The 23,471-nt window shown below is 33.7% G+C and carries 24 protein-coding genes; 18 read left to right on the top strand and 6 right to left on the bottom strand.

All coding sequences use genetic code 11. From position 1 onward, the window contains the following. Positions 1 to 25 precede the first annotated feature (25 nt). Positions 26 to 508 (top strand): MarR family winged helix-turn-helix transcriptional regulator, encoded by a 483-nt coding sequence (locus LB941_RS08670; protein ID WP_253361232.1) that lies wholly within the window; start codon positions 26 to 28, stop codon positions 506 to 508. Between the two features lie 115 nt (positions 509 to 623). On the opposite strand, the gene LB941_RS08665 is transcribed toward LB941_RS08670, so the two are convergent. The 3 genes from LB941_RS08665 to LB941_RS08655 form a co-directional block, all read right to left on the bottom strand. Continuing rightward, on the bottom strand, positions 624 to 878 hold the full coding sequence (locus LB941_RS08665) for a hypothetical protein (protein ID WP_253361230.1): 255 nt from the start codon (positions 876 to 878) through the stop codon (positions 624 to 626). A 194-nt stretch (positions 879 to 1,072) separates the two neighbouring features. Then, positions 1,073 to 1,774: a DUF4811 domain-containing protein gene (locus LB941_RS08660; RefSeq protein WP_253361228.1), complete on the bottom strand. Its 702-nt coding sequence runs from the start codon at positions 1,772 to 1,774 to the stop codon at positions 1,073 to 1,075. Further along, positions 1,774 to 3,258: an MDR family MFS transporter gene (locus LB941_RS08655; protein ID WP_253361226.1), complete on the bottom strand. Its 1,485-nt coding sequence runs from the start codon at positions 3,256 to 3,258 to the stop codon at positions 1,774 to 1,776. Before LB941_RS08655 ends, LB941_RS08660 begins: the two co-directional genes overlap by 1 nt. 178 nt (positions 3,259 to 3,436) lie before the next feature. On the opposite strand from LB941_RS08655, the gene LB941_RS08650 reads away from it, so the two are divergent. From LB941_RS08650 to LB941_RS08605, 10 genes are all read left to right on the top strand, one after another. Beyond that, positions 3,437 to 3,874 carry a MerR family transcriptional regulator gene (locus LB941_RS08650; RefSeq protein ID WP_253361224.1) on the top strand — a complete coding sequence of 146 codons (438 nt, stop codon included), beginning with the start codon at positions 3,437 to 3,439 and terminating at the stop codon, positions 3,872 to 3,874. Then, positions 3,874 to 4,263, top strand: coding sequence for an SMU1112c/YaeR family gloxylase I-like metalloprotein (gene gloA2 / locus LB941_RS08645; RefSeq protein WP_253361222.1), 390 nt, complete (start codon positions 3,874 to 3,876; stop codon positions 4,261 to 4,263). Before LB941_RS08650 ends, gloA2 begins: the two co-directional genes overlap by 1 nt. A 182-nt stretch (positions 4,264 to 4,445) precedes the next feature. After that, the gene (locus tag LB941_RS08640; RefSeq protein ID WP_253361220.1) at positions 4,446 to 4,775 is read left to right on the top strand and encodes a PadR family transcriptional regulator; all 330 of its coding nucleotides are present in this window, start codon (positions 4,446 to 4,448) and stop codon (positions 4,773 to 4,775) included. Then, the gene (locus LB941_RS08635) at positions 4,768 to 5,373 is read left to right on the top strand and encodes a DUF1700 domain-containing protein (protein ID WP_253361218.1); all 606 of its coding nucleotides are present in this window, start codon (positions 4,768 to 4,770) and stop codon (positions 5,371 to 5,373) included. Before LB941_RS08640 ends, LB941_RS08635 begins: the two co-directional genes overlap by 8 nt. Continuing rightward, entirely contained in the window at positions 5,370 to 6,329 is a 960-nt protein-coding gene (locus LB941_RS08630) for a DUF4097 family beta strand repeat-containing protein (RefSeq protein WP_253361216.1), read from the top strand. The genes LB941_RS08635 and LB941_RS08630 overlap by 4 nt, the downstream gene beginning before the upstream one ends. Positions 6,330 to 6,347: 18 nt before the next feature. Next, on the top strand, positions 6,348 to 6,611 hold the full coding sequence (locus LB941_RS08625) for a PspC domain-containing protein (RefSeq protein ID WP_253361214.1): 264 nt from the start codon (positions 6,348 to 6,350) through the stop codon (positions 6,609 to 6,611). 251 nt (positions 6,612 to 6,862) lie between these two features. Continuing rightward, a complete protein-coding gene (locus LB941_RS08620; protein WP_253361212.1) occupies positions 6,863 to 7,483 on the top strand; it encodes an NADPH-dependent FMN reductase in 621 nt (206 codons plus the stop codon). A 6-nt stretch (positions 7,484 to 7,489) separates the two neighbouring features. Then, positions 7,490 to 8,752 carry an NAD(P)H-dependent oxidoreductase gene (locus LB941_RS08615; protein ID WP_253361210.1) on the top strand — a complete coding sequence of 421 codons (1,263 nt, stop codon included), beginning with the start codon at positions 7,490 to 7,492 and terminating at the stop codon, positions 8,750 to 8,752. Positions 8,753 to 8,806: 54 nt separating this feature from the next. Then, positions 8,807 to 9,106 carry a hypothetical protein gene (locus LB941_RS08610; protein ID WP_253361208.1) on the top strand — a complete coding sequence of 100 codons (300 nt, stop codon included), beginning with the start codon at positions 8,807 to 8,809 and terminating at the stop codon, positions 9,104 to 9,106. A gap of 205 nt (positions 9,107 to 9,311) precedes the next feature. Then, positions 9,312 to 9,806, top strand: a complete 495-nt coding sequence (locus tag LB941_RS08605; RefSeq protein ID WP_253361206.1) for a hypothetical protein — start codon at positions 9,312 to 9,314, stop codon at positions 9,804 to 9,806. 660 nt (positions 9,807 to 10,466) lie between these two features. On the opposite strand, the gene LB941_RS08600 is transcribed toward LB941_RS08605, so the two are convergent. From LB941_RS08600 to LB941_RS08590, 3 genes are all read right to left on the bottom strand, one after another. After that, entirely contained in the window at positions 10,467 to 11,006 is a 540-nt protein-coding gene (locus LB941_RS08600) for a hypothetical protein (RefSeq protein WP_253361204.1), read from the bottom strand. A gap of 261 nt (positions 11,007 to 11,267) precedes the next feature. Further along, the gene (locus tag LB941_RS08595; protein ID WP_253361202.1) at positions 11,268 to 11,699 is read right to left on the bottom strand and encodes an Hsp20/alpha crystallin family protein; all 432 of its coding nucleotides are present in this window, start codon (positions 11,697 to 11,699) and stop codon (positions 11,268 to 11,270) included. Positions 11,700 to 11,943: 244 nt separating this feature from the next. Beyond that, positions 11,944 to 13,707: an ABC1 kinase family protein gene (locus LB941_RS08590; protein ID WP_253361200.1), complete on the bottom strand. Its 1,764-nt coding sequence runs from the start codon at positions 13,705 to 13,707 to the stop codon at positions 11,944 to 11,946. A 431-nt stretch (positions 13,708 to 14,138) separates the two neighbouring features. Here LB941_RS08590 and LB941_RS08585 point away from each other — a divergent pair, with 431 nt between their 5' ends. From LB941_RS08585 to LB941_RS08555, 7 genes are all read left to right on the top strand, one after another. After that, positions 14,139 to 15,776, top strand: coding sequence for a peptide ABC transporter substrate-binding protein (locus tag LB941_RS08585; RefSeq protein ID WP_253361198.1), 1,638 nt, complete (start codon positions 14,139 to 14,141; stop codon positions 15,774 to 15,776). Positions 15,777 to 15,973: 197 nt separating this feature from the next. Next, entirely contained in the window at positions 15,974 to 18,787 is a 2,814-nt protein-coding gene (locus tag LB941_RS08580) for a sigma-54-dependent transcriptional regulator (RefSeq protein WP_253361196.1), read from the top strand. A 367-nt stretch (positions 18,788 to 19,154) separates the two neighbouring features. Continuing rightward, complete coding sequence (locus LB941_RS08575) at positions 19,155 to 19,658, top strand: PTS sugar transporter subunit IIB (RefSeq protein WP_253361296.1); 504 nt, start codon at positions 19,155 to 19,157, stop codon at positions 19,656 to 19,658. Between the two features lie 90 nt (positions 19,659 to 19,748). After that, the gene (locus LB941_RS08570) at positions 19,749 to 20,732 is read left to right on the top strand and encodes a PTS sugar transporter subunit IIB (protein ID WP_253361194.1); all 984 of its coding nucleotides are present in this window, start codon (positions 19,749 to 19,751) and stop codon (positions 20,730 to 20,732) included. Between the two features lie 32 nt (positions 20,733 to 20,764). Continuing rightward, on the top strand, positions 20,765 to 21,571 hold the full coding sequence (locus LB941_RS08565; RefSeq protein WP_253361192.1) for a PTS mannose/fructose/sorbose transporter subunit IIC: 807 nt from the start codon (positions 20,765 to 20,767) through the stop codon (positions 21,569 to 21,571). 21 nt (positions 21,572 to 21,592) lie between these two features. Continuing rightward, positions 21,593 to 22,504, top strand: a complete 912-nt coding sequence (locus tag LB941_RS08560; protein WP_253361190.1) for a PTS system mannose/fructose/sorbose family transporter subunit IID — start codon at positions 21,593 to 21,595, stop codon at positions 22,502 to 22,504. A 149-nt stretch (positions 22,505 to 22,653) separates the two neighbouring features. Next, positions 22,654 to 23,034 (top strand): DUF956 family protein, encoded by a 381-nt coding sequence (locus LB941_RS08555; protein WP_253361188.1) that lies wholly within the window; start codon positions 22,654 to 22,656, stop codon positions 23,032 to 23,034. The last annotated feature ends 437 nt before the right edge of the window (positions 23,035 to 23,471 follow it).

Here is a 23,471-nt window from a genome sequence, read left to right as displayed (position 1 = left end):
GATTAAGAAAGTAGGTATGTGCTAGATGATAGATCATAAACCATATCGGTTAGAAGATGAACTGTGTTTTGCAATTTACTCGGCACAAAAAAATTATAATAAGTTTTACTCTGAATCGTTAAAAAAATTCAAATTAACTTATTCGCAATATATTACGTTATTAGTATTGTGGGAAGAAAAAAAGCCTATGATGATTAAGGAACTAGGTGAGCGCTTGGGCCTTGATACAGGGACTTTAACTCCACTTTTAAAACGTATGGAAAAAGATGAGTGGGTAACGCGTGAACATATCCGTGAAGACGGACGAAGAGTATATATTACGTTGACGACAAAAGCGATTGAAAACGAGAAAGCTGTAAAAGATGCTGTTCAGTCATGCTTTTCTTATATGGATATGACAAAAGAAGAATATGATATGAATGTGAATCGCTTGAAGAGTATTTCTAATCGTTTAGCAACAAATAATGAGCGCCTAGAAGAAAAGTTTGATAGATTCCCCAAATTATGAGTTACTGATGCTTAATTAAAATATTTGTAGATTATATGTTTATATAATAAATAGCACCCTACTAAAATTAGATTTTTGGTAGGGTGCTATTTATTAATAGATATTTAGTTGATGTTTAAAAACTATAGCTCTCAACAGGAGTGTCAAACCAGTCATAGCGCAAAATTTGCTTCAGCTTTTTATTAACGGGAATCCATAAACCACTTTTTAGAATATCATGCATTGTTTTCATGAATAATTTGTCTTTGCGAGTACTTGCAGGACGACTAACAGTAATAACTTCATTATTTTCTGTTTTTAAGGTAATAATTTGACTGCCTAGTTGTACAATTTGAGCAGATACAATATCTGTATTTTTAGTAGTGTTCATAAAAGGTCACTCTTTCTTTAAAACCATTAGTTCGAATATTAGGATACATGGAACCTTTTCTATACTAATTACTATAACGGAAGAATATGAATATATTGTTAACAAACAAAGCGATAATCTTGAAAAAGTAATATAAAAGATTAAATAATTTTTTAATTCAATGCTTTATAAACTATTTTTTTAAAAACTGTTAGTTATTCTTTAATTTCTGCTACATATCGGTCCAAAATGTTTTTAGTTGCTTTTATTTCTGCCTGTTGCATTAATAGTTTTTGCTGAGATTGTGATAATGTTGGGTTTTTAGCCAATTCTCTGGCAAGATAGCTTTTAACACTAGTACTGATTTCTTGTTGCATAGTCGTTTTATTAGCGCTAATAAGTTTGGCAAGCTGTTTTGCTTGACTAGTGCTTAGAATATACCAATTTTTATTGATTCTAAAGTGGTAGTAACGATGTTTGAGATCATTATTATTACCAAAGATGCCAAATAACAGCTTGTTTAAACTATTTTTATAGATATAGCGTTCAGTAGTAACTTTTAAAGTTGAATTTTTATTAGTTTTTGTTAATTTAGTAGAGTACTTTGTTGTTTTGGTTGTAAGTGGCTTTTTTTGACTGGCATTAGTTTTGTAGATATAAATTTTTTCCGAACCATTACCAAGGCCTTGGTAAAGTAAAACATTCATCTTTTTAGAACTAGATGTCAATGTGTACGTTTTTGTTTTTTTCTCAATGCTCATTCCAAAATGATTTACATCATTAAGAACAATGAAAAAACCAGAAGCAATGAAACCAATCAAGCAAAGCACTGCCCAAAAATGGTTATTTTTAACCACAGGTAGTACATTGAAGACGAAAAGGAAGATAGCAAATAAGATTAATATTAAGATAATCATTATTTAGCGACACCTCCTTTAACTTTAATACGACGTACAGAATTTCCCTTTTTTAAGAAGAAACTCATAATTAAGGCAACAGCTGAAAATAGAGCAGCTACGAAAAAAGCAGCATGATAACCACTTAAAACAGCGTTAATGGCTTCATCTTTATATTTTAAAGGAGTAGCTTTTAAAACTGATTTAGCGGGCGTTGCATTAGTTGATACATTAGTTAATACAGAGGTTAAAACAGCTGTACCTATAGAACTCATGACCTGTCGGAAAGTATTGTTTACGGCAGTTCCATGTGAGATAGAGTTAAAAGGCAAGGCGTTCATACCAGAGGTAGTAACTGGCATCATCGTCATAGCAATACCAAACATTCTAACAGCATAAAAAACAATGATATAAACAATAGAAGTATGTGCTGTAATGAAGAAGAATGGAATTGTGCCTAGGGTTAGTAGTGTCATACCAGTCATCGCCATGTACTTAGCACCAAAACGATCGAAGATCCGGCCAGTGATAGGAGACATAATCCCCATTGCAAGAGCCCCAGGAAGTAGCATTAAACCAGAATGAAAGGCAGATTCACCTCGAACATCTTGGATGTATAAGGGTAACAACATCTCAATCCCAAACATAGCTAGATTAGAGACACCACTTAAAATAGCAGCAATGCTAAAATCACGATATTTAAAAACGGCTACATCTAAGAATGGATCATCCATATGCAATTGACGACGGGCAAATAGGAATACAAAAATAACTCCGATTAAAAGTTCAAGTAAAACAAATTTGTCAGTCCATCCATCTGTGCCGGCATTTGAGAATCCATATAACAAGCTTCCAAAGCCAATAGTAGAGGTAATTGCTGAAATAATATCTAGTTTTTGATTTTTATTAGGAATAACATTACGCATTAGAAAGAGAGCTAATAGTAGTACAACAAAAACAATTGGGATAATCATGCCGAATAAATCACGCCACGTATAATTATCAACAATCCAACCAGATAAAGTGGGGCCTAATGCGGGAGCTAAACCAATGACGAGGCCAACAGTTCCCATGGCAGCGCCACGTTTTTCAGGAGGAAAAATTGATAGCATAATTGTTTGTAATAAAGGCATAGTAACACCTACACCTAATCCTTGAATAAGGCGGCCGGCTAATAGAAATTGAAAATTAGGAGATATATAGGCAATAATTGTTCCTAATAAGAAAACAGACATTGCGCCAATATACATAAAGCGAGTGCTAAATTTGTTGATCATCCAAGCACTGACAGGAATCATTACACCATTGACTAACATAAAGCCAGTAGTTAGCCATTGAACGGTAGATGTATTTATATCAAAAGTTTTCATAATTGCAGGTAAAGCGGTGGCAAGGATGGTACCGTTAAGAACAGTACAAAAGGATCCAACCATCAAGACTAAGACGAGCAAGCTCCTATTATAGGGTTTACCGTTGATATCAACGGGTTTAATTTCTTCTGTCAAAAATATTTCCTCCTTTATTAGATTTTTTCTTATATTTTGTCAACGATAAAAACTATACTCCTAAGCTTTTGACTTGTCAATCTTGTTGACAACTAAGTAAAAAAAGTTACAATAAATGATATAATATTGATGTGATAAAATGTTAAATTTTTAAAGATGGAAAGGGACAACTCAGATAATGTCGATGTTTAAACTACATGTAATAAAAGATTTTCAAGTAGGAATAGGGGATCTTAGTGATATGGTAGGCGTTTCTACTAGACAATTACGTTATTGGGAGAAAAAAGGATATATTGAATCAATTGGGAATGACAATGGTGTACCACGCAAGTTTAGTTTGGAAACTTGTTACCGAGTGGCAGCCATTCGGTCTTTTTTAGATGAGGGGTATACGTTAGCTAAAGCGGTAGAAAAAAGTGAATTTTTAAAAACTAAAATTTCACTTATTCGCAAATTTGAACATGAAACAATAACAGATGTGAAAATCTCGGATGTAGATAAACTATGGGGACAGATAGACTATGGCTATTTAGATGAGGAGCAGACTAAAAAAGTTGTTGGTGTTATTGATGCAAATGGGGCACATCTTGAAATCAGAGAAGTAGGTGATAGGTAATGGAGCTAGGTCAGATACACCACATAGCTATAATTGGCAGTAATTATGCAAAAACAAAGGAATTTTATGTTGATAAATTGGGATTTAAGCTACTTGATAAGCATATTCGGCCAGAAAAAGAGGATATTTTATTCAATGTAAGGCAGGGCAATCTAGTATTAGAAATATTCATAAAACCTAAGTCACCTAGTAGGCCTAAATTACCACAAAGAGAAAATCAAGGATTACGACATCTTGCTTTTGCAGTAAAAAATGTGGAATTATGTTTAGAAGAATTTGATCGTTTACATATTGAACATGAACCATTACGGTATGATGATTTTAATCAGAAAAAAATGGCATTTTTCTTTGATCCAGATGGTCTGCCTTTAGAAATTCATGAAGCATAAAAAATAGTTGGTTAGAGAGCATTAACTGGATAATCTGGTGCTGGGATTACGAGGCTAAGCGTAATTAGCTGTTTTTAGCCCCAAATACATAGAGCTAAAAAGAGATAGGGACTCCTAAGCTATTTGCACAATGATACTATATGTTATATAATATTGTTTAAAATAAAAAAGGAGCAGATGCTGTGAAAATACAAATAACAGCCGATTTGTTAGACGGATTGGTTTTAGCTCTATTAGAGCGTAAAGATTATTATGGATATTCATTGACACAAGATATTCAGCAAGTGATTTCTATCTCAGAGTCGACAATGTACCCTGTATTAAGGCGCTTGAAAACTAATGGCTTTTTGACAACATATGATAAACCTTATCAAGGGAGAAATAGACGTTATTATCAGATAACAGAAGATGGGGAAGAACGATTAGCTCGTGTACGCAAGATGTGGTCTGATTATAAAACGGGGTTAGATGAATTGTTTTACGGTAAAAAGGGGGAGAATGTACGTGGATAAATCACAGTATTTAGTAGAGTTAGAAGGCTACCTTACTGCACTTACAGATAGTGAACGAGCGGATGTATTAAACTTTTACTCTGAATATATTGATGATGCTAATTTAACAACTCACGAAGAAATTGAAAAAAGTCTAGGTACTGCACATCAATTAGGACGCAAGATTTTAGCTGATTTTTCTATTAAAGAGACTGAAGAAAGTTTAGGTAAAAACGTAGCAACTAAAACACATTTGAACATTAAGATGATTTGGTTAATCATTTTAGTTTTAATCACGTCTCCATTAACGTTGGGGATAGCAGGGATGATTTTATTGATAATGTTTGCTATTACTTTTTCGGCAGCAGCTGTGCTAATTGCGTTTTTTATTGCTTTGATTGTTTTGTTTTTAAGTTCTGCATATATAGGAATTGGCTTAATATTTACTAATCTTATTGTAGCTGCATTCTATATTGCAGTAGCGTTTATGTGTCTAGGTGGCTTATTTATTTTATTTGCAGTGTCATTTTTGATTTTAAGCTGGTTTGTGCAAGCAATAGCCAATCTTGCGCGCTTTTTATATGGTAAGTTTTCACGCAAAAGGAAGGTGCAAGCATGATGAAAAAGCTGATAAAATATGGCTTAATCCTATTAGGAATCGGCAGTATATTGCTTGTTTTTGCTATTTCAAAAGGTGGGATGCGCACAGTTTGGTTTGACGGAATGTTACCTAAAATAGTTAATAATAAGAAAGTTATTACAAAAAACAAACAAGTTAGTAATTTTAGTAATATACAGATTAATGTAAAAGATATAAATGTTAAGGTGATTGCTGGAAAAGAATATGCAGTAAAATATATTGGAAAAAAAGAAATTCAGCCTAAAGTTAATGTAACTAAGGGTGTTTTGAAAATAACAAGTACTAAAACGGAAACGTCAGCTGTCTCTGTAAGTGTTGGGTTTGACTTTGGTAGAAATCAGAAAAACAATGAACTGATAATTACTGTACCGCGAAATAAAACATTAACAAATGTACAGATAGTTGCGCAAGGAGATAGTATAAAGTTACAGGAAACAAAAATTGAATCATTATTATTGCAATCTGAAGATGCAGATATTAATATTAGCAATGCAAAGATTGCAGTAAATCAAAAAATTAAGACTGAAGACGGTGATATATCAGTGAAGCATACATCTATTGTTGCAGGTACGATAGCATCGGGTGATGGTGATGCGACGATTAGTGATGCAACTTTGACCGATGTTAAGTTAAAAAATCAAGATGGCGACATAGATATTAGTAAAGCAGAGCTTAATAGTAGTTCGAGCCGTAGCGCAGACGGTGATATGACTTTTAAGAAAGTAAAAATCACCAACGGATATCAAGCAACAACAGAAGATGGGGATATTACGGTTTCGGGGATGCAAGCTGCAGGGTATAAAACAAGGTCGACAGATGGAGATAATCGACTTTACACCAAAAAAAGTAGTACAGGTCGTCTTTTGAAGTTAAATAGTGAACAGGATAATATTTTTACTGCAACAACAGAAGATGGAGATATTCATATTAGATAAAGAAAAGGGGTAATTAATATGGCAAAAAGAACATTATATAAATCAAATGAAAAAGTTATTTCAGGTGTATTAGGCGGAATAGCAGAGTATTTTGAGTGGGATAAAAGTTGGGTTCGTTTAATAGGGGCGATCCTAATTATTTTCCCAGGTCAAATACTTCTCGGAGTGATAATATATTTTATTGCGGCAGCAGTAATCCCAGAAAAACCCAGCCACACATCTAAGCGTGATGATTCTGAAGATGATGATTCGGTAATCGAAGGCGAGTTTCATGAAAAGTAAAAGCAAAAATGCAATAGACTAGCTAACCAATTTTAGTTTATATAGTGGACTTGACTATATAGACTGAAATTGGTTTTATTTATAAACAGAATCTATCAATGCGATGGTAAATTTTATGAATGAAAAAAAGATTGAAATCAAGCTGATAATAGTTTGTTATAGCAATTTGATTGTTTATTTAATAAGGTATAAATGTTAAGATTAAAGCGATAACATAATGAAACTAATATGGTAGAGAGGATTTTGACACTATGAATAAATATATTGGAATCGCAGGAACAAACTCTCCAAGTTCAACAAATAAAAAGTTAGTTGAATATATTCAAAGACATTTTGCAAATGAAGCTGAAATTGAAATAATAAGTATTGCGGAATTACCTGTTTTTTATAAAGTTCCAGGGAGAGTTTTGCCTGAACGAGTTAGTGTTATAAGTAAAAAGATTGCGGAGTCAGACGGAGTGATTATTTCAACACCAGAGTATGATCACTCGGCACCAGCAGTGTTAATGAATGCTTTAGAATGGTTATCATATGGCAGCCATCCTTTTGTTGGAAAGCCTGTAATGGTTGTGGGAGCTTCGTATGGAACTTTAGGAGCTTCACGGGCACAGGCGCATGTACGCCAAATCTTAGATTCGCCAGAATTACAAGCACGCATTATGCCAAGTTCGGAATTTTTAGTAGATCATTCTTTAGGGATATTTGACGAAAATGGGAATCTAAATAATGATGAAAAAATAACTCGGTTAAATGAATTATTTAAGGACTTTGAAACGTTTGTTGAAATTTCAAAGAATTTGAATAATACAATCAAGGCTAATAAAGAACTGGCAGAAAACTATACATGGGAAGATGACGAAGAAGGGAAGTAATTAGTGATGAAATTTGTCGGAATTGTTGGTACAATTGCAGAAAAATCTTATAACCGTAAATTACTTGAATATATTGTTAAACATTATACGGAGATTGCTGAAATCGAAATGTTAGATATCAAAGATGTTCCAATGTTCAATGCAAGTAAGGATCAAACAAATAGTGAGGTTATTCAAAACTTAAACAATAAAATTTTAGCTGCAGATGGAGTTATTTTGGTAACACCAGAACATAACCATACAACGACTGCAGCCATGAAGAGTGTTCTTGAATGGTTATCATTTAATGTACATCCATTTGAAAACAAACCTGTATTGATAGTAGGTGCATCGTACTTTAGTCAAGGCTCTTCGCGAGCACAATTAAGTTTACGTCAAATCTTAGATTCGCCAGGGGTTAATGCTCTTGTTATGCCAGGAAATGAGTTCCTGTTAGGAAATGTCAAAGAAGCATTTGATGATAATGGGGAATTGAAGGATGAAAGAACGGCAGGTTTTTTGGGCAGTGTATTAGAAAAATTTGCTAAGTGGGTAGAAGTGTTAAAAGCATTAAATACTAAAGAAAAAGAAGAAACATCGTGGGAAGATGAAGATTTAACAGCTGCAGGTGCAGTAGACACAACCGTTAGAGGAGTTGATCCAGATGCGGATGATTGGGTAGAATTAGCTGCACAAAAAACAAAAGCTGCACAGAAAAAGGAATATGTAAAATTAAATAGCGGTCTACTAACAGTAGATCAATTAAATTGGTTTTTGAATTCGATGCCAATGGAATTGACATATGCCGATGATAATAACCAATTTATTTACTACAATCATACAAAACCGGGTAAAGAGATGTTAGCACCACGTGAACCTGAACAAACAGGAAGTCCTATTTCAAAAGTCCATCCAGACCGTGCTAGGGACGGTGTGAAAAAAACGATCCATGCCTTAAGAACAGGTGAAACAGATTTAGTAAAAATGCCAGTTCCAGGTAATCAAATTAATGAGAGATATTTGATGCATTATTATAAAGCGATGCATGATGAAGAAGGAAATTACCGTGGTGTAAATGAGTGGGTTTTGGATATGTGGCCAATTGTTAAGGCATATTTGGAACAAACAGGACAGAAGCTAGTTAAAGATGAAAATGCACAAGATGTAATCGCAAGTGCTTCAAAACATGAAGAAGCAAAGGTAGAAGAAAACATAGAAACCAAAGTAAATACTTCTGAAGAGCCAAGGCTAGATGAAGGAATTGATAGTGTTACGGGAGCATCTGAATAAGAATGTGGTATAATAAACGTGGGTCTTGCAAAAATTAAAAGAGGTGCAACGTTTATGGCCAATGCAGTTAAGGTAAAGTTTTTTAAATTTAAAAAAGTTAAAGATGCCAATGGAAAAGTAGTCAGCCATCAATTTAAAGGCTTTTTGAAAAAAGCTTATGTTTTTACAGTACCGACAAATTATCCGGAAAAATTAGCAGTTAATGCTCGAGTACAAGTTTTGGATAATCGAAATAAAGTTGTTCCTGTATTAGTTACAGAAGTATTGAACCTTCCAGAAGCTGAGTTGCAACAGCATAAGTCAATATTGTTGCCTCTTGAAGCTAAAGAATTATGTAAAAATAAAAAACGTTAGAAATAAAAATGGAGTAACACTAAGGATTTTTATAGAGTGGGTTTAGCCACTCTTTTTTTGTATTTTTAGGGTATTAATTAAGCATAATTTTTAGTAGTGTAAAGTAAAGACAGATAAATTAATTTATTTTTATTCAAGAGTATGCTTGGAAAAACAATGTGATATAATTATCATAGAAACAAATGCCGAAGATGGAGGGATTGTTATGACAGTGCGTGAAATTAATTTTACATTTGGACCAAAAGATGTTTTAGAGGGACTCCAAGAAAAGTATCCCAAGAGAAATTTAGTTTTATTTCGTTCAGTAACAGATCGCAATCGGTATATGCTATTTGACTATTCAGGACAGGAAAACATTTTTACAGCTGGACTAAGCTATACATTAGTTCGAAAAATAGAATTTGAAGAAAACTGGGATGGTTTTTTTGAATTCCGTTATCTAACTTTAGATAACGATGAACAGAAGGTTTTTACAGCAATTATGGATAAATGGGAAAAAAAGGATCGCCGACCTTTTGGACTGAATGAAGTGGTTGTACTACGTTCGGAAAATAAAAACTTTGAGCACGTAATGATAAATATATGGGAAGATGAAGCTGATTTTTTGGATTGGAGTAACACTCAAGATAATGAGTTAAAAAACTTTGGACATCAAGGTAATAAAGGTGCTTTAGTAACTGAGTATGAAAGAATAAAATAAGCTGTATATAAAAATATCTTCTTATTTGTATTGTATAAGGTAACTGTCAGAGCGCATAGGCAGTTGCTTTTTTTGAACAAAAAAATAACCTTGTGCTCGCATTCATTCATACATATCATTTTGGAGGTTCTTATGTGGACTCCACAAAATATTTATGAGCACAAGATTATTGAATTATAATAAGGAGTAACGATTTTTCCCACATCCTTTAAATTTACTATCCTAGGTTCTTTGCAATTAAGTTTAGTCATTCACTTCTGAATGTTGCACAAACAAACTGTGATACAATTCTGAGAAAATGCATTTCTATGTTGGCTCCGACACCTTCTTTATACAGTATTAACTTATCTTAAATAAATTGGGTATGCTGTTTTCTGATGGTTTATTATTAGTAACAGCAGATAAGTTGAATTTAAAATATTATCTATTTGGTATTTTAAGATTTACTGTTGGTTAGTACTATTGACTTCTAAAAGCGGGTTCGTTAGACAACGGAGAAAGCTGAATGATACTAACATTTAATTGCGGGAATCCTTGGACTCCTTACACCTATTTTATAACATATTATTCTATCTTTTGCAAGCGTTTTCTCGAATAAAAAAATTAATTTCTAACGGTTGATTTAAAAAGACTTTATTCCATTTTAGGTACGAACGATAATCAAAATTTTAGAAAACCTGGAATTAGGATTAACAATTGTAGGAGTGCTATGGTGCTAGTTAAAAAAATGTTTTCTCCAGGGAGAAGATCATTTTCGCTTTTATTAACAAAATATAATATAAGTGCAGTCAATAAGACGTTAAGTACATCGAAAAAAATACTAAGTTCTTTGGGTAAAGAAGAATGAGTAATTAATAAGTAGCCTAAGTCTAAGAGTGTAAATAATAAAGCAGGGGTGCGTGAAATAAAGTAGAGGCGAAAGATAGAACTAAATTTTAGTGGGACATCAAGTAGATGCATAAATAAGTACGCTAAAGTAAGTAAGATAACAATAGAAATCAGAAACCATGAAATTCGGATAGTAATAAGAAGGATAAAATCTAATGGTAAAATTTGTTGTTCATTCTTCGTGTTGATAGAAAACAATGAATGAAGTGTAATTGTGGCCGTTTGCATGATTAACAGGCATCCGAAAACAAAGGCAGCCCATGAGCGGGATGTCCAATAATCTAGCTGAATTATCGATTTATCTTTTTTCATATAAATAGCTCCAATTAAAATTAATTTAAGATTAAATTTTAATTGCATTATATCAATAAGAGGATTAAAAAAGCAATCGAAATAACTTGTGTTTCATGTGAAACTTGAATATGTGGGGAATTAAAGAGGTTTTTAAGTTTGTAAAGCAAATGTCTGTAAAAATGAATACATATAGAAAAAATCAGGACCATGTAACTGTAATAACTAGCTACATAATCCTGATTGGTAATGAGTTAAGTTTAAATTGCGATAAATCAAGGTTTAATCAATTTCAATATGGTGCTTATTAGAAATTTCGTCTGCTGTTTTAGGTAGTGTAACAATCAAGACACCATTTTCATATTTAGCATTAATTTTAGTTTCATCAACGTTAGGAAATGAATACTGCCGAGAAAATTCACCATAATTACGTTCACTTGAAAGAATATTACCTTCGGAATCACTTTCATCGCTAAATGAGTCTCGTTTAGCTGAGATAATTAGTTCATTATCTTTAAAATCGATAGCAATATCTTTCTTATCAACTCCAGGTAGATCAACTGCAACAACATAAGATGTATCTTTTTCGGTGACATCAGTTTTCATTTGCTTGAAGTCATCTAAGCCGTTAAAAAAGGAGCGCCCTAGATTACTGAAGAATTCATCGCTACCTCGCATCAAATTATTAAAACGATTGTTTAGTTCATTAGCCATAATATAAAGACATCCTTTCTTCTTTTTGTACAACTATATAGTAGTACAAGTTGGCAAAAAATGCCAAAGAAACGAACTAATAATGGTTAATTTTTTGTTTGACAGATTTTTATATTACTGTTATACTTAAGATTCTAATTATACGGTGTAAGAGTCTAGGGTTTTTGCCCTAGACTCTTTTTAGTTTTAGCTATTGGGTGTTAAAAGACAGTCAGTTACTCTTGAGCATGTAATTTAGACTAGCTTATTTGTCTTTTCCTTTCCATTTACGCCAACGTTTGTGTAAATCATCTATGATTAATAAAACAATTAGAAAGATGGCAATAAAGTATCCAGTAACACCAACATTATAAATAGCAGGATGTCTAGCGCTACCTTCAACTAATAAAGAGGAACTCAGGATAATGGCTGATAGCACGATTGCCACAATAATTCTATTAACAATGTGGTCAATGCGTTCAAGTAACTTATCTTGCCCTTTGTAGCGAATAGAAAATCTCGCTTGTCCTGATGCAATGACGTCTAGCATACGACTGAATTTAAGCGGAAGTTTGGGTAGAGTGCGTAGAGATTGAATAGTATCAAGGCTTGTGTCTTCTAGAATAGTTTTAAAATTGAGTTTACGTTGTAAATAGGCTTTCCCAAAGGAACGAGCAACATCCATTAAGGATAAGTTGGGATCCAATTGAGCGACTAAACCTTCTAGTAATCCGAATGCTTTAACCAACAAAGTAACTTCTGATTTCATCTGAAGATTATTTTTGCGACATAAGCCAATAATACTGTAAAGCATTGAAGGAAAATCAATTTGATCTAACCCCATGTTCATGAATGGTGTTAAAAACAAGTTTAATTCGGAATAAAAGTCTTCTGTATCAACGGGACCGAGTTGGTTGCAAACAGAGACAATAGCTTGTCCAATTTCACGAATGTCTTTAGTATTTAAAGCCCATACAATTTTAGCAATTCCATCAACTAAAGAAGGTGTTAAATGCCCCATCATGCCAAAGTCTAAATATACAAGACGGAAGTTAGGCAATGCTTCACGTTGGGACCAGACAAATTTGTTACCGTGAAGTTCATATGTAAAGTGCTCACGTGATACGCTCGTTTTATGTTGGGAACTACTTTTATCTAGACGATAGAATAAAATATTTCCAGGATGAGGATCAGCATGGAAAAAGTTATCGACGAAAACTTGTTTAATAAAGTTTTCAACTAATGATTTTGCAATATATTTACGCTCGTCTTTTTGCTTTTGAGCTTCATCAGGATTATCACTTAGAGGCTGTGTGACCAGTTTCTTAATACTTTGTCCTTGCATTGCACTATTGACAAGAATTTTTTGTGTTGATAATTTCTTGTAAACGCATGGAACCTCGATAATACCGTCACCATTATTTAGTTGGTAGAATTCTAAACCATTTTTTATTTCAATTTCTGTATTTAACTCATTTAACAAAGAAATCCGAATTTCATTAAATATTTCTCGCGGATTAATTGCTCCAATTTCAGGGACAAATTTGAAAACACGTAATGCAAGCCTAAATAAAGCCAAATCAGTAGCGATTGTAGTTGCAATATCGGGGTGTTGAACTTTGACAACGACTTTAGTGCCATCTAATAAAACGGCATGGTGTGTTTGGCCAATAGATGCCGAAGCAAATGGTTCTTTTTCAAACGATTCAAAAACAGAAGTAATTTTTTTACCGGTTTGCTGTTCAAACGTTTGTGAGACAGTACTGAAGTCGTCAATTTGAACATTGTCTTGTAGTTGGCGGAATTCAGCGATAAAAATTGGCGAAATTAAATCAGGACGTGTTGATAGTAGTTGACCTGCTTTAATAAAAGTTGGACCAAGCTCTTCAAAGGCTAGGCGAACTTCTTTGGGGTTGCGTTGATTCATAAGGTTAGTCAATACATTGTGATTGCGCATGGTACGAACTATTTCTAGTAAACGTGTTCTTCGACTTCCATGGGTATATTCATAGGACGACTCCCGTTTCATAGTAGCTACCACTCTTTCTATATAGTGTTTCTAGGGTATATTTTACCATGATGCTACTTGATAAGCATCTTATCTACATATAGAGGTAAGAAATATTTTTTTCTAATTAATAATTAATATTTTATGAGACTTATTACATAGCCACGGTATATAACATTAGAATAAAATAAGACGATTTTTTATAGTGTATCTTTCATTTTAACTATATCAAATTTCATCTATATACCTTTCTTTATTGCAATGTAACCGCTAATCATCGAAGAGAATGGATGCAAAAAAAGCTATATTTTTAATGTGTTATTTTTTTAAAATGAGCAGAAAATAAAATTTGTATAATTATTTTATTGCTTTTTGAAATAAAACAAACTATAATTTACTCATTGTTAGTTAATTTTTTATTGGATTAATATTTCTAAGGGAGGAAATATGTTATGAAACTTAAAAAAGTGATTGCCGCAGGGGCATCGCTTGTTGCAGTGGCTTTGGCCCTAACGGCATGTGGCTCAAGCAGTAGCAGCAAGTCTTCAAGTCTTGCGGATAAACAAGTTTTAAATTGGAGTTATTCTTCAGAATTACCAACAATGGATTTATCAACAGCAACGGATACAATTAGTTTTGATCAGTTGAACAATACAATGGAAGGTCTTTATCGTATTGGTAAGAATAGCAAGATTGAACCAGGAATTGCTACCAAGACTAAGGTTTCTAAGGATGGTCTTAAATATACCTTTACTTTACGCAAAAATGATAAATGGTCAAATGGTGATACTGTAACTGCTAAAGATTTCGTTTACTCGTGGCGGCGGACGGTTAATCCTAAAACAGCATCTGAATATTCATACTTATTTGATGGTATTAAAAATGCAGATGCAATTGTAGCTGGTAAGAAAGATGTAAACACTTTGGGTATTAAAGCAGTTGGAAAGTATAAATTGGTAGTTACACTTGAAAAGAAATTACCATACTTCAAGTTATTAATGGGCTTCCCAGTGTTCTTCCCACAAAGTCAAAAAGCTGTTGAAAAATATGGTAAAAAATATGGTACAGCTTCTAAATATATGGTATACAATGGCCCATTTAAGATGGAAGGCTGGACCGGTTCTAATTTAAGCTGGAAGTTAGTCAAAAATAATTCTTATTGGGATAAAAAAGATGTTAAGTTAACGACAATTAACTTTAGTGTTAACAAATCAACAACAACATCATATAACTTATATCAATCTAAGAAGTTGGATTATACATTGTTGAGTACAGAACAATCCAAACAGCTTAAGGGAACGACTGGTTACAATATTTTGAAACAAGCACGTACAAGCTACTTAGAATTTAATCAAACGAAAAAAGAATTTGCTAACAAGAAGATACGGCAAGCGTTGTCTTACGCTATTAACCGTAAGACTCTAGCTAATAAAGTTTTAGGTTCAGGGACATTACCTTCAGTAAGTATTGTTTCTAAGGGCTTAGCTTCTAATAATGGGAAAGATTTTGCTACAGCAGCAGAAACAACAGCTGGTGTAACATACAATAAAGCTAAGGCACAGAAGCTACTTAAAGAAGGTTTGAAGGAATTAGGCGAAACTAAGTTAAGCTTTAATTTATTAAGTGATGATACAGATACAACGAAGTCAGTTGCAGCATACTTGCAAAGCCAGATTGAAGAAACATTACCAGACGTTACAGTGTCAGTTCAAAGTGTTCCGTTTAAAACGCGCTTATCACGTGCTCAAAGTGGTGATTTTGATGTAGTTCTTTCTTCATGGGGCGCTGATTTCTCAGATCCTATTTCATTCTTAGATCTATTTACATCAGATAATTCATATAATGATGGTAAATGGTCAAATTCTGAATATGATTCCTTGATTAATGCATCTAAGACAACAGATGCAGGTAATACAACAAAACGTTGGAGTGATATGGTTAAAGCATCTAAGATTTTGAGCAATGAACAAGGTGTTGCACCGTTATTCCAATTGAACCAAGCATATATGCTACGCTCATCAGTTAAGGGTGTTATCCAAAATACAGCTGGTGTAACTTATAACTGGAAAGATACGTATATTTCTAAATAGACGAGTTATAAAAGTGAATTAATAAAATAATTTTCCGAAGTGAGTTTTCACTTCGGTTTTTTGTTTTATGAAGTAAACATAAAAGGCATTATTTTTTAGAGATTGGTTTGGAAATAAAGTTAGAAAATTGACGATACACTAAGTACAATGATACACTAACTAATAATAGGAATAAGTTTTTAGAAAGGAGGAAAAATATGACTCGGAAGCAGAAAATATGGGAATATATCCAAGAAAACACTTCGAATAAACCAGAAGGATTTACAACTTCGGAATTAGTACAAGTATTAGGGCTAGTACGATCAAATGTTAGTAAGGAGTTAAATGAGTTAGTACGTGAAAATTTATTAGTTAAAACAAGTGGTCGGCCAGTACGCTATTTATTAGATGAAAAAAATTCGGCGATACAGGTGAAAAAAGGCAGTATGAAAGAATTAGCCCCAGAAATAGGAGAATCAAAACAGAGTGAAGCTGATGTTTTTGAAAAAATTATTGGCTGGAAAGGCAGCTTGAAAAATCAAGTTGATCAAGCGAAAGCAGCTCTTTTGTACCCACCACACGGTTTGAATACTTTAATTACGGGACCGACCGGTTCTGGCAAGACCTATTTTGCTAATGCAATGTATTATTTTGCACGTAATAACCAAATAATAGCAGCTGATAAACCATTTACAACCTTTAATTGTGCCGATTATGCACATAATCCGCAACTACTGATGTCACATCTTTTTGGCTATGTTCGAGGTTCCTTTACAGGTGCAGCAGAGGATAAAGATGGATTGATTCAAGAAGCTGATGGGGGGATGCTTTTTTTAGATGAAGTTCATCGCTTGCCACCAGAAGGACAAGAAATGATTTTTTATTTTATGGATCATGGAACATATAACCGTTTAGGCGAAACGGTTAAAACACATCACGCTAACGTGCGGTTAGTATGTGCAACAACTGAAGATCCAGAGAGTGCATTACTACAAACCTTTGTGCGACGGATACCAATTACAATTCAGATGCCTAGTTTTAAGCAAAGAACAATGCGAGAAAGGCTGCAATTATTAAAACATTTATTAGTGATTGAAGCCAATAGGATTAAAAAGAATATCCGGTTGAATGAAGATGTCGTACAAGCTCTTTTGGGAAGCGTTACATATGGTAATGTTGGCCAATTAAAGTCAAACATTCAGTTAGTGTGTGCCCAAGGATTTTTAAATAGTATCCAAAACAAAACGGAAATTCTAATAACCTTTGCGCAGTTACCACCTAATATTAAAGAAGGATTATCTCTTTTAGCTAACAATCGTAAGGAACTGGGCGAACTTACAAAAATGTTAGAACCTGCAATGATAGTTCGACCAGATAATGATATGCATGTAATTGATGAATCAGGAGACTATGAATTGCCATATAATTTGTATGAAATTATTGGAGATAAGGCGGCTGTTTTAAAAAGTGAAGGATTAGACCAGTCTGCAATTAATAACTTTATTCTTACTGATATAAATGTACACCTTAAAACTTTTTATCAAGGTGCAAAAAAGGTTCAGACAGAAAATAATTTAAATGAGATTGTTGATCAAGAAATTATTGATATCACAAGAAATATTATGCAGGAATTAGAAACAAAATATGAGTATTCTATAGGTAGTAATTTTATTTACGCGATGAGTTTGCATATTAGTTCTTTTATAAAAAGATTGCAGTCAGGACAACCGTTACGAGCCGTTTCTAGTGATATTGTAGAAATGGTAAAAGAGTATCAGCTAGAACAAAAAATTGCTGAGCATATAAAAGCGTTGTTAGAAGAACATTATCATTTTCCAGTTCCAGAATCAGAGATGTATTATCTAGCAATTTTATTAGTTTCATTAAAGACAGCACCAACTAGTGGAAAAGTGGGTATTGTCGTTGCAGCACATGGGAAAAGTACGGCTTCGTCAATGGTGAAGGTAGTAGAACAATTACTTTCAGTTGATAATTTAAAAGCTTTTGATATGTCTTTAGATATGAGTCCGCAAATAGCATTTCAGGGGATTTGTCAAGAAGTGAAAGAAATTGATCATGGAAATGGAGTTTTATTATTGGTAGATATGGGATCGCTAAGTACGTTTAGTGATCGTCTGACTGCTAGTACGGGCATACAGGTGAAATCACTTGATATGGTAACGACTGCAATGGTTTTAGAAGCAGCAAGAAAAACTTCTTTAATAGACAGTGATTTGACAACAATCTATAAAGAATTGCGTGAATTTAATGGATATTCTCGCCAAATACAAATTCCGGAAAAAAAGGTGGTAGAGCCTGATAAAATAGTTTTAGGCGATAAACGCAAAAAAATTATTATCGCTATTTGTTCAACTGGAAAAGGAACGGCTGAAAGAATTAAAGGAATTCTGGATCAAATATTAGTAGATAACTTAATTGATGATATTGGTGTGGTTCCGCTTTCTGTTGTAGGAATGGAAAAAGAAGTGCGAAAATTAAATACTCAGTATCAAATTATTGCAGCAACGGGGATTGCCAAACCTAATATTAAAGTCCCCTTTATTTCGCTTGAAGATTTATTACAAGGTGGAGGCGAGAAATTTATCCAGATGATTGAAAATGTTGGTTTCCCAGCGCTTAAAGAAGCAGAAGCCTTGGAAAAATCCGATACTTTAACTGAAGAAACCGCACAGCAGTATTTAGATCAATATTTTACGTTTTTGAATCCGCATAAGATTATCAAGATATTATGGGATTATTGCAATTTCATTGATCGACATAGTGATTTTGATTTTACTAATTCAATGCGAATTAGCGTCATAATGCATTTGGGTGGTGCAATTGAACGTGAACTATTAGGCTCGACTTTGTCAATATCAGATGAAGAGGGTACGACGGTTGAAAAGAATAGCAATTATAAACTTATTAAACAAGCTAACGAAATAATAGAAAATACACTTAATATAAAATTATCAGAAGCTGAGAACTTTTATATCATTAAATTATTTGATACACAAATTGCAAACGCTTGATACAAAGGCGGTGATACACTATGATTAGTGTATCACTGCCTTTTTTAAGTTTTCGTAAACTCTTTAAATTAGCTAAAAGTAAGCGATACACAAAAGTTGGCACGATATTTGCTATATATAAAGTGTACAGTGAATTTTTAGAAGTATATGAAAATAAAAGCATATTTTTCAAGTGGAAATTTTGATTCAAGAAATTATTATTTTAATTTTGGTTTTTAATATAAAATGAATTTGCAACTGTTAATTATGTGTTTTAGTAAATATATTTTTATAAGAATTGGAGATGGTGTTAGACGAGTTATTACTCAGGGTTTTTGTTCGTTATTTAGCATATGGCATTTGTGAATTGGAGGTTTTGTTCATGGCAATGGATGTACGTTTACTAAGAATAGATAGTCGTTTATTACATGGGCAAGTAGCTACTAATTGGGTTAAAGCAGCTAAAGTTGATCGCATTTTAGTTGTTTCTGATGGTGTTGCGAAAGACGAGTTGCGAAAGGTATTGATTAGGCAAGCAACTCCTCCTGGTACAAAGGTAAATGTGATTCCGATAAACAAAATGCTTAGAGTTTATCAGGATGTACGTTTTGCTGGTTTGAAAGTGATGGTGTTAGTTGAGTGTCCCTTAGATGCCCAACGTTTAATTGAAAGTGGGATAAGGATAAATTCGATTAATATAGGATCACTTAGTTTTAGTATGGGTCGCAGAATGGTGACTGATACAATAGCTGTAAATCAAACGGATGTTGAAGCTTTCACGTGGTTGCACAACAGGGGCATTCAATTAGAAACAAGAAAAGTTTCGACTGACTCTAAGCGTGATTTGTGGAAAGCCTTGCGAGAAAATGGTCTTGTTAAAAAGACGGTATAAAAAGTTCGTAATTTGTTTTAACTTGTTAAATATATTTTCATTGATTCATTTGTACAAATTAGTAAAAATTAATTATAGGAGGCACACACAATGGTAGGTATTATCCTAGCGAGTCATGGTGGCTTTGCAGAAGGTATTTTCCAATCTGGTGAAATGATTTTCGGTAAACAAGAAAATGTTACTCCGGTTATCTTAAAGCCGAGTGAAGGACCAGATGATATCCGCGCTAAAATGGAAAAAGCAATTTCAGAATTCGACAATTCTGATGAAGTGTTATTTTTAGTTGATCTTTGGGGCGGAACACCTTTTAATCAAGCTAATAACTTATATGAACAACATAAGGATAAGTGGGCAATTGTTGCTGGTATGAATTTGCCCATGGTTATTGAAGCTTATGCATCTAGACTATCTATGAACTCTGCTCATGAAATTGCGGAACAAATTATTGGGACGGCAAAAGATGGAGTTAAAGTTAAACCAGAAGGGTTACAACCTAAGGAAAGTAACAGTCAAGTTGTTGACAATCAACCTAAGCAAGCTATTCCAGAAGGAACAGTTGTTGGAGATGGTAAAATAAAATATGTTTTAGCTCGTGTAGATACACGTTTATTACATGGACAAGTAGCAACTGCATGGACAAAGACAACGCAACCTTCAAGAATTATTGTTGTTTCTGATAATGTATCTAAAGATAAATTACGTAAGAGTATGATTGTTGAGGCAGCTCCTCCTGGAGTACATGCAAATGTTATTCCAGTTGACAAAATGATTCAAATTGCAAAAGACCCACGTTTTGGCGGTACAAAAGCATTAGTTTTGTTTGAAACGCCGCAAGATGCATTGCGTACAATAAGCGGTGGTGTTGATATTAAGGAATTAAACATTGGTTCAATGGCACATTCTAAAGGTAAAGTCGCTGTAAATAAAGTGCTTTCATTAGGAGCTGAGGATGTTAAAACGTTTGATGAACTTAAGGAATTAGGAATTAAGTTTGACGTACGAAAAGTACCAACGGATTCACAAGCGGATATGGACGAAATTGTTAATAAAGCTCGTAAAGAGTTAGAAATGTAAAATCAGATTTTAAAGGAAGAGAGGATTATCATATGTCAGCTATATCAATGATATTAGTTGTTATTGTTGCTTTCTTTGCTGGAATGGAAGGAATCTTAGATGAATTTCAGTTCCATCAACCATTGGTAGCATGTACACTAATTGGATTAGTAACAGGTAATTTACAAGCTGGAATTATTTTAGGTGGTTCATTACAGATGATCGCTTTAGGTTGGGCAAATATCGGTGCTGCTGTGGCGCCAGATGCAGCGTTAGCAGCTGTTGCTTCAACAATTATTTTAGTATTAGGTGGTCAAGGTACAAAAGGAGTTTCTTCTGCGATAGCAATTGCTATTCCACTTGCTGTGGCAGGTTTGTTCTTAACTATAATTGCGCGTACGCTTGCTGTGCCAATTATTCATGCAATGGATAGAGCGGCTGAAAAGGGAAATTATCGTGCAATTGAAATGTGGCAAATTATTGGTATTGCAATGCAAGGATTACGAATTGCTATTCCTGCAACAGCGCTATTATTTATTCCATCATCATTAGTTCGTAACTTCTTGGAGTCAATGCCATCTTGGTTAACTGATGGTATGTCAATAGGCGGTGGCATGGTTGTTGCCGTAGGTTACGCTTTGGTCATTAATATGATGGCTACTCGTGAAGTATGGCCATTCTTTATTATTGGTTTTGTGATTGCTGCTATTAGTGATTTGACATTGATTGCTATTGGTGCTTTAGGTGTTGCATTGGCCTTAATGTACTTAGAATTAGATAAGGGTGGCTCAGGTAAAGGCGGTAATGAGGGCAACTCCAATACGGGTGATCCGTTAGGCGATATTTTAGATGATTACTAGAATTGAAGGAGGAAAATGATAATGGAAAGAAAGATCTCATTAACAAAAAAGGATCGTTTAGCCGTTGCATGGCGTTCTACCTTCATTCAAGGTTCATGGAATTACGAACGTATGCAAAATGGTGGTTGGTGCTATGCGATGATACCAGCTATCAAGAAGTTGTATAAAACAAAAGAAGATCGCTCTGCAGCTTTGCAACGCCATTTGGAATTTTTTAATACTCATCCATATTTAGCTTCACCAATTATTGGTGTTACCTTAGCGTTGGAAGAGGATCGTGCAAATGGTGCGCAAGTTGATGATGTTGCTATTTCAGGTGTTAAAGTCGGCATGATGGGACCACTAGCTGGTGTTGGTGATCCTGTGTTCTGGTATACTGTACGTCCAATGCTAGGCGCTTTAGGTGCTTCTTTAGCTTTAGGTGGAAGTATTTTAGGCCCAATTATTTTCTTTGTTGCTTGGAACATTATTCGTTGGTCATTTATGTGGTATACACAGGAATTTGGATATCGTGCAGGTAATAAAATCACAGAAGATTTGTCAGGTGGCTTGCTGCAATTAGTTACTCGTGGTGCTTCTATGATGGGTATGTTTGTTTTAGGTGCTTTAATTGAACGTTGGGTATCGATTAAATTCACACCAGTTGTATCAAAGACAACATATAGTTCAGGTGCATACATTGTTTGGAGTAAACTTCCAAAAGGCGCTAAAGGTATTCAATCTGCGTTGGAACAACAAGCTTCAGGTTTAGCATTGACGAAGATTAAAACAACAACATTGCAAAATAACTTAGATCAATTAATACCAGGATTAGCTGGGTTAGGATTAACTTTCTTATGTATGTGGTTATTGAAGAAGAAAGTTTCACCAATTGTTATTATTTTAGGGATTTTTGTTGTAGGTATTGTATTCCACGTAATTGGTCTTATGTAATAATTAACTTATATCTATTTACAAGCACGTGATTTTAATCGGCGTGCTTGTTTTATAATTAGATGTTACAATATGTATTGTATTAGTTTGGAAAAAATTAAAGAGACGGTATATATTATTGCTTTTGCCTTTAGAAACTAGGAGGAAAAATGATAGAATCAATTAATTCAAAAGTTGATCTTACGATTGATGCAACTTCATATATGGGAATAGCTCAGTATGGAAAAATTTTAGTTGGAAATGCTGGTTTTGAATTTTATGATGATCGGGATTCAAATAAGTATATCCAAATTCCGTGGGAGGAAGTAGATTTAGTAATTGCATCTGTGATGTTTAAAGGGAAATGGATACCTCGTTATGCTATTCAGACAAAGCGCAATGGAATATTTACTTTTTCTTCCAAGAAACCCAAAAAAGTTTTACGTGCAATTCGCAACTATATTAGTCCAGATCATATGGTTCGTTCGATGACATTTTTTCAAATTATTAGAAGAGGAATTGCACGAAGATTTAAAAAAAATAAGAAGTAAGCTGCTATAATTTAAACTGGGAAGCAAGCCCAGTTTTTTTTATGCATGTAATTAACGAATATTTTTTCAGTTTTATGAAAAATATTCAGTTTTTAATCGTTTCCAGACGAGGAGAGTTGCGTAATTTGTTTAGAAAGTCGAAACATAAAAAAGATATTGACGTTTACTGAAAAAGTAGTTATTATTGATAACGTTGCTTATTTAAATTTATTGCTTGAAAAAGGTATTGACATTGTTTTGATCCTGGGATATACTTATAAAGTTGTCGCATCGAAAGATGAAAAATGTATTTTTATTCAAAAAGATATTGACAATTGAAGCAGTAATTGATATGATTTAAAAGTTGTTTAAAAAGCAACTAAAAGTAGATCTTTGAAAACTGAACAAAGTTTTTAGACAAATCAAATGTGTAGGGCTATCTATTCGAAAGAATAGGT

Source organism: Ligilactobacillus ubinensis (assembly GCF_024160875.1).
GTDB classification, from domain to species: domain Bacteria; phylum Bacillota; class Bacilli; order Lactobacillales; family Lactobacillaceae; genus Ligilactobacillus; species Ligilactobacillus ubinensis.
This window is presented reverse-complemented; position numbering and strand designations above follow the sequence as displayed.